7 protein-coding genes, 1 tRNA gene and 1 pseudogene are annotated in these 6507 nt (G+C 64.6%); 5 read left to right on the top strand and 4 right to left on the bottom strand.

What is annotated here, in order from left to right; translation table 11 throughout:
• Positions 1–644 (top strand): invasion associated locus B family protein (locus MOV74_RS28105; protein ID WP_246929855.1); only part of this gene is annotated, 644 nt, incomplete at its 5' end.
• Between the two features lie 142 nt (positions 645–786).
• On the opposite strand, the gene hspQ is transcribed toward MOV74_RS28105, so the two are convergent.
• Entirely contained in the window at positions 787–1119 is a 333-nt protein-coding gene (hspQ, locus tag MOV74_RS28100; protein WP_018317973.1) for a heat shock protein HspQ, read from the bottom strand.
• Between the two features lie 106 nt (positions 1120–1225).
• Between hspQ and MOV74_RS28095 the strand changes: the two genes are divergently transcribed.
• Positions 1226–2179 carry an AEC family transporter gene (locus MOV74_RS28095; protein ID WP_246929853.1) on the top strand — a complete coding sequence of 318 codons (954 nt, stop codon included), beginning with the start codon at positions 1226–1228 and terminating at the stop codon, positions 2177–2179.
• Positions 2180–2389: 210 nt separating this feature from the next.
• On the opposite strand, the gene MOV74_RS28090 is transcribed toward MOV74_RS28095, so the two are convergent.
• A complete protein-coding gene (locus tag MOV74_RS28090) occupies positions 2390–3574 on the bottom strand; it encodes a UbiH/UbiF family hydroxylase (RefSeq protein ID WP_246929851.1) in 1185 nt (394 codons plus the stop codon).
• An 86-nt stretch (positions 3575–3660) separates the two neighbouring features.
• On the opposite strand from MOV74_RS28090, the gene pcsA reads away from it, so the two are divergent.
• From pcsA to MOV74_RS28075, 3 genes are all read left to right on the top strand, one after another.
• Positions 3661–4428, top strand: a complete 768-nt coding sequence (gene pcsA / locus MOV74_RS28085) for a phosphatidylcholine synthase (RefSeq protein ID WP_246929848.1) — start codon at positions 3661–3663, stop codon at positions 4426–4428.
• Positions 4425–5159 carry a TerC family protein gene (locus tag MOV74_RS28080; RefSeq protein ID WP_246929846.1) on the top strand — a complete coding sequence of 245 codons (735 nt, stop codon included), beginning with the start codon at positions 4425–4427 and terminating at the stop codon, positions 5157–5159. Before pcsA ends, MOV74_RS28080 begins: the two co-directional genes overlap by 4 nt.
• A gap of 75 nt (positions 5160–5234) precedes the next feature.
• Positions 5235–6209, top strand: a complete 975-nt coding sequence (locus MOV74_RS28075; RefSeq protein ID WP_246929843.1) for a quinone oxidoreductase — start codon at positions 5235–5237, stop codon at positions 6207–6209.
• A gap of 2 nt (positions 6210–6211) precedes the next feature.
• Here the strand turns inward: MOV74_RS28075 and MOV74_RS28070 are convergent.
• Both MOV74_RS28070 and argD read right to left on the bottom strand, forming a co-directional pair.
• Positions 6212–6294, bottom strand: a tRNA-Arg gene (locus tag MOV74_RS28070).
• 14 nt (positions 6295–6308) lie between these two features.
• Positions 6309–6507 (bottom strand): annotated as a pseudogene (gene argD / locus MOV74_RS28065) (acetylornithine transaminase); the annotation flags it as partial.

The raw sequence follows: 6507 nt of genomic DNA, 5'->3' as shown, positions 1-6507 counted from the left end.
CTCCGGCACCCGCAGCGTCTCCGCAGGCGCAGCAGGCTCCCGCCCAGGGCGCTCCGGCGCAGCAGGGCGCGGCCCAGCCGGCTGACCAGCAGATCCAGCTGATCTACGCCCCCTGGACCAAGTTCTGCCTCAAGGGCCAGGACGCCAACGCCAAGCAGGTCTGCTTCACCGGCAAGGACGGCCGCATCGAGTCGGGCCAGCCGGTCATCGCCGCCGTCATCATCGAGCCGGAAGGCGAGCCCAAGAAGATCCTGCGCGTGACGCTGCCGCTCGGCATGCAGCTCGTGCACGGCACCCGCATCATCGTGGACAGCAACGCGCCGCTGCAGCAACCCTATGTGATCTGCTTCCAGAACGGCTGCATGTCCGATTACGAGGCGACACCCGAGCTCATCAACAACATGAAGAAGGGCCAGAATCTCGTCGTCCAGGCGATCAATGCCAACGGCGCGCCGCTGACCCTGCCGCTGCCGCTCGCCGGCGAATTCCAGAAGGCCTATGACGGTCCGCCGACCGATCCGAAGGTGTTCGAGGAAACCCAGAAGAAGCTGCAGGAAGAGCTGCAGAAGAAGGCCGACGAGCAGCGCAAGAAGCTCGAGCAGAGCGGTGGTGCCCCCGGTGCGGCGCCGACCGGCCAGAAGTAATCGGGCTCGAATCCCGGACATGAAAAAGGCGCTCGGAAGAGCGCCTTTTTTGCTGGCCGCTCGATGGCACGCAGTTTTCGACGGACGCCGTTTGCGGGGCGCCGTTCACCTCTCCCGAGAGGTGAAGCCGAGTCCCCGGGGCTCAGTTCAGCGAGGGATTGCGCGGGCGGTAGCCGCCGTCCTTGTTCTTGATGAAGATCTCGGCCACCTGGGAGTGCCGGATCGGCTCGCCGGACTCGTCCGGCAACAGGTTCTGCTCGGACACGTAGGCGACGTATTCGGACTCCGCGTTCTCCGCGAGCAAGTGGTAGAACGGCTGATCCTTGTGGGGCCGCACCTCCTCGGGGATCGACAACCACCACTCCTCGGTGTTGTTGAATTCCGGATCGATGTCGAAGATCACGCCCCGGAACGAGAAGATCCGGTGGCGCACGACCTGTCCGATCTGAAATTTGGCGGTCCGCGCTTTAATCATCCCCCGTCGATAGACCAGGATTGTGGCCGATGCTAGTGGCCTCATCTGGAATTAGCGTTCACTTAAGGGGCAGATAGCCCCCAAGTCTTCAGAAAACACTTCATCAATGGTCGATATCCTCAATCTGGCGCTACCTTATTTTGGCTTGATCTTCGTCGGCTTTGCATGCGGCAAGGCCAAATCCCTGCCGGAATCAGGCCTCGCCTGGATGAACTTCTTCCTGCTCTACGTATCGCTGCCGGCACTGCTGTTTGCGATCATGTCCAAGACGCCGTTCTCGGAATTGAACAACCCGCCGTTCCTGGTGGCGACCACGCTGTCCACCGTCGCCGCGTTCACTTTGGCGCTGGTCGTGGGCAAGGTTTTTGGCCGGCTGACATTGCGCGAGGCGACGCTCGCAGGTCTCTCCGGCGGTTACGGCAATATCGGCTATATGGGGCCCGGGCTGGCGCTCGCCGTGCTCGGGACCAAGGCTGCGGCGCCGACCGCGCTGATCTTCTGCTGCGACAGCATCTTCCTGTTCACCATCGTGCCATTGCTGATCGAGCTCTCCGACCGGGACCATCCCTCGATCGTGCACGCCTTCGGCGTCGTGCTGAAGCAGATCGTGCTCAACCCGCTGATCATGTCGGCGTGTTTCGGCGCGGCCTTCGCATCGCTGCATATCGAGATGCCGGTCGCGCTCGATCGCACCATCACCTTCCTGCAGAACGCGGCCGCGCCAACCGCACTGTTCGTGCTCGGCGTGACCGTGGCGCTGCGCCCGTTCGACCGCGTCCCCTGGGAGGTGCCGGGCGTGATCGCGGTCAAGCTGCTGTTCCATCCGCTCGCAGCGTTCGGCCTGATGCTCGCGTTCGGGCCGTTCGCGCAGCCCTGGGCCGCGACCGCCGTGCTGATGGCCTCGCTGCCACCGGCGCTGAACGTGTTCGTGATCGCCCGCCAGAACGATGCGTGGATCGAGTCCGCCTCCGTCGCGGTGCTGCTCGGCACGTTTGCGTCCGTGGTCACGCTGACCAGCGTGATGTGGGCGATCCAGACCGGTCGGCTGGCGTTTCCGTGAGGGCTGAAACGTCTGGCAACGCAAACGGTGCGCTCCCTCTCCCGCTTGCGGGGGAGGGTTGGGAAGGGGGTATCTCCGCATCGGGATTGTCTGAGGTCTGTGGAGAATGTCCCTAAGCGGAGAGAGGCCCCACCCGGCGCTTCGCGCCGACCTCCCCCGCAAGCGGGAGAGGTTGCACCGAGCTAGCGGCCAATTCGTTCAACCTAACGGCTATCTTCGCCAGGTCGGCGTCAGGCCCTCGCGCATCGCAAAACGCCGGAGCGGGCCGATGGCGCCGAGCAAGTGCATGCCGACGGCGCGGACCGGCTGCAGCGGCAGGAAATCATTGAGCAGGGAGCGGTTGGCCATGTCGATCGCAAACGTCCGGCTCAGAATGTCCGGACGACGCGCCCGGTCGTAGCGCTTGAGCACCTCGTCTGCGCCGGGATCCTGGCCCGCGGCGATGGCTTCGCCTGCGAGCCGCGCGATGTCGGCGGCATCGCGCAGACCGAGGTTGAGGCCCTGGGCACCGATCGGAGGAACCACATGGGCGGCTTCGCCGACCAGCGCGACGCGATCGCTTCCGAAGGATCTTGGACGTTCGATCGCCAGCGGGAACAGGTTGCGGCCGGGCTCGACCGTCATCCGTCCGAGGATCGAGTGGGACTGTTTCTCGATCGCGGCGGAGAGCTCGTCATCGCTTAGGCCGCGCAGGCGCTCGGCTTCCGCGGGTGCCGAAACCCAGACGATGCTGGAGCGGTCGCCGGGCAGGGGCACGAATACGCAGGGGCCGTGCGGCGTGTGGAACTCGGTCGAGACATTGCGATGCGGCCGCGTATGGCCGACGTTGAAGGTCAACGCGGTCTGGTTCAGTTCGCGCCGCGTCACCGCAATGCCGGCGGCCTCGCGGCACAGCGAATGCCGACCGTCGGCGCCGACCACGAGCCTGGCCGAGAGAAACTGTGCGGAGACTGTGCGGATCGCGACGTCGTCGGCCTCGATGACGACGCTTTCGGCCTCGTCGTCGAAACGGTCGAGATTGGGCAGCTCGGCCGCACGCTGTTCCAGCGCCAGCATCAGCGAGCGGTTATCGATGTTGTAGCCGAAGGCGTCGAGCGCGATTTCGTGACAGGAGAAGCGGACCTCCGGCGCGCGGAACAGCCGGCCGGTGTCATCGACGAGGCGCATGACCTCGAGCGCAGCCGCCTTGTCCTTGCAGCGCGACCAGACGTCGAGCGTCTCCAGCAGATCGACGGAGGCTCCTAACAGCGCGGTGGTGCGATTGTCGGTATAGGGCACGCGCCGCGCCACCAGCGCGGTCCGCGCACCCGCCTGTGCCAGTGCGATGGATGCCGCAAGTCCGGCCGGCCCACCGCCGATCACGGCAGCGTCATGGAGTGTCGATGCGTCTGTCATGGAACGACACATGACACGCCCGGCGGCAAATTCAAGTCCACTGATTTAGCCTGATTTTTCGACGAATTGTGCGACCGATCGGCGCCATGGCGGATGTGCAAACCGGCCTCATTCTGATAGCAGAAGCCATGGACAGCCAAGAAGATTCCCTGAAGCCCACGCTCGCGATCCGCGCCGCGGCCTTCTCGGTGCACATCTTCACCGCGTTCGGCGCGGCGATCGCGCTGCTGGCGATGCTGGAGGCCGTGCGCGAGCACTGGGCGGCGATGTTTCAGTGGCTGGGCGTCGCCCTGATCATCGACGCGATCGACGGTCCGATCGCGCGCCGGCTCAACGTCAAGAACGTGCAGCCGAACTGGTCGGGCGACGTGCTCGATCTCGTGGTCGATTTCGTCACCTATGTCTTCGTGCCGGCCTATGCGATCGTCGCGAGCGGGTTGCTGCTGCCGGTCGCAGCTCCCTTGCTCGGCATCGCCATCATCGTCACCAGCGCATTATATTTTGCCGATCTGCGCATGAAGGCGGACGACAATCATTTTCGCGGCTTTCCGGCGCTGTGGAATGCGGCGGCGTTCTATCTGTTCCTGCTGCACTGGCCGCCGCTGTGGTCGACCATGCTGGTGACCGCGCTTGTCGTGCTGACCTTCGTACCGTTCCATGTACTGCATCCGGTCCGCGTCGTGCGGCTGCGGTGGCTGACGATGTCGCTGATCGCGATCTGGGCAGTGCTCGGCCTCTACGTGCTGGAGATGGATTTCCGCGTCGGCGCCGGCGTCACCATCGTGCTCTGCGCCATCGCGCTCTGGATCAGTTTCAGCGACGCCTTGATCCGCCTGGCAAGATCCTTCGCATGATGCACCTGCTGACCAGCCCCGAAGCCTGGGCGGCGCTGCTGACATTGACGGCGCTCGAGATCGTGCTCGGTATCGACAACGTCATTTTCCTGTCGGTGATCGTCTCGCGCATCCCCGAGAAGCAGGCGCATCGCGCCCGGCAGATCGGGCTCGCGCTGGCGCTGATCTTCCGCATCATCCTGCTCAGCCTGCTGGTCTGGCTGATCGGCCTGACCGCGCCGGTGTTTTCGTTCTCGGCCTACGAATTCTCCTGGCGCGACCTCATCCTCATCGGCGGCGGCCTGTTCCTGATCGCGAAGGCGACGCACGAGATCCACGCCGAGGTCGAAGCCGATGACGGCGAGGGCGATCAGAAATCCGCTGGCAGCGCCTTCTTCTGGGTGATCGTCCAGATCATCGTCATCGACATCGTGTTTTCGCTGGACTCGATCATCACGGCGATCGGCATGGCGCAGGACATCGAGATCATGATTGCGGCGGTCGTGATCGCCTGCCTGATCATGTACATTTCGTCGGGACCGGTGTCGCGCTTCGTCGCGGAGCATCCGACCACCAAAATGCTGGCGCTGGCCTTCCTGGTGCTGATCGGCGTCGCGCTGGTCGCGGACGGATTCCAATTCCACATTCCGCGCGGCTACATCTATTTCGCGATCGCGTTCTCGGCGGCGGTCGAATTCTTCAACGTGCTGGCCAAGCGCAATCGCAGGAAAACCGGTAGGCCGTCCGCTTAGCCGTTCCAGTTGGCGTCGAGTTGACAAGGCGGGCGCAATGCCTTTCGCTGGCCTGCAAGAAGAGGAGGTCAGGTGATGACCAAAGCCGTCCGTGTGCACAAGGTCGGAGGCCCCGAAGCCCTGGTCTATGAGAGCGTCGACGTGCCGGCGCCCGGGCCCGGCGAGGTGCGCATCCGCCAGCACGCGGTCGGCCTGAACTTCATCGACGTCTACTATCGTACCGGGCTCTACAAGGCGCCGGGACTGCCCTTCATCGCCGGCAACGAGGCCTCGGGCGAGGTCGTCGCGGTCGGGCCGGGCGTGACCAATTTCCATCCCGGCGACCGCGTCGCCTACTACCATAATCTCGGCGCCTATACCGGCGAGCGCAACATCCCCTGGGAGAAGCTGGTCAAGCTGCCCGACCACATCACCCACGAGCAGGGCGCCGTGCTGATGCTGAAGGGGCTGACCGTCTGGTATCTTCTGCACAAGACTTTCAAGGTCGAGCCGCATCATCGCGTGCTGGTCCATGCCGCCGCCGGCGGCATCGGCCTGCTCGCCTGTCAATGGGCGAGGGCGCTCGGCGCTCATGTGATCGGCACCGTCGGCTCACGCGAGAAGGCCGAGCTTGCCGAGGCCAATGGCTGCGACCACGTCATTCTCTACAACGAGGAGGACTTCGTCGCGCGCGTCAAGCAGATCAGCCGCAACGAGGGCTGCGACGTCGTCTATGACGGCGTCGGCAAGGCGACCTTTCCGGGCTCGCTGTCCTGCCTGAAGCCACGCGGCATGTTCGTCTCGTTCGGCAATGCCTCCGGTCCTGTGCCGCCGTTCGCGATCGCCGAACTCAACAATCACGGCTCGCTGTTCGCGACGCGGCCGAAGCTCAACGACTACGTCGGCACGCGCAAGGAGCTGCTGGAAGGCGCTGACACGCTGTTCGCCGCCGTCATCAACGGCAAGCTGCACGTGCCGATCAACCACGCCTACGCGCTCAAGGACGCCGCCAAAGCGCATATCGACCTCGAGAGCCGCAAGACGACGGGTGCGTCGATCTTGAAGCCGTAAAGTGGTGGTCCCGCGAGGACTCGAACCTCGAACCTCGAACCTCCGCGTCCGCAACGCGGTGCTCTATCCCTTGAGCTACGGAACCTTGCCACCTTCGATCTACGCCACCCGCCGTGCCGCACCCGCCTTGGTCAAGATCCCGTCGAGACAATCGATCATCTCGGCAATCTCGGCCCGCGTGACGTTCAGCGCCGGCATGAAGCGGAGCGCGTCGACCTGCGGCGCGTTGAGGAGCACGCCGGCCTCGAACGCCTGGGCGACGATGCCGGGCGCGATCGGCAGCTTGAGGTCGAGCGCC

Origin of the sequence: Bradyrhizobium sp. SHOUNA76, assembly GCF_023006445.1 — a bacterium.
GTDB lineage: Bacteria > Pseudomonadota > Alphaproteobacteria > Rhizobiales > Xanthobacteraceae > Bradyrhizobium.
This window is presented reverse-complemented; position numbering and strand designations above follow the sequence as displayed.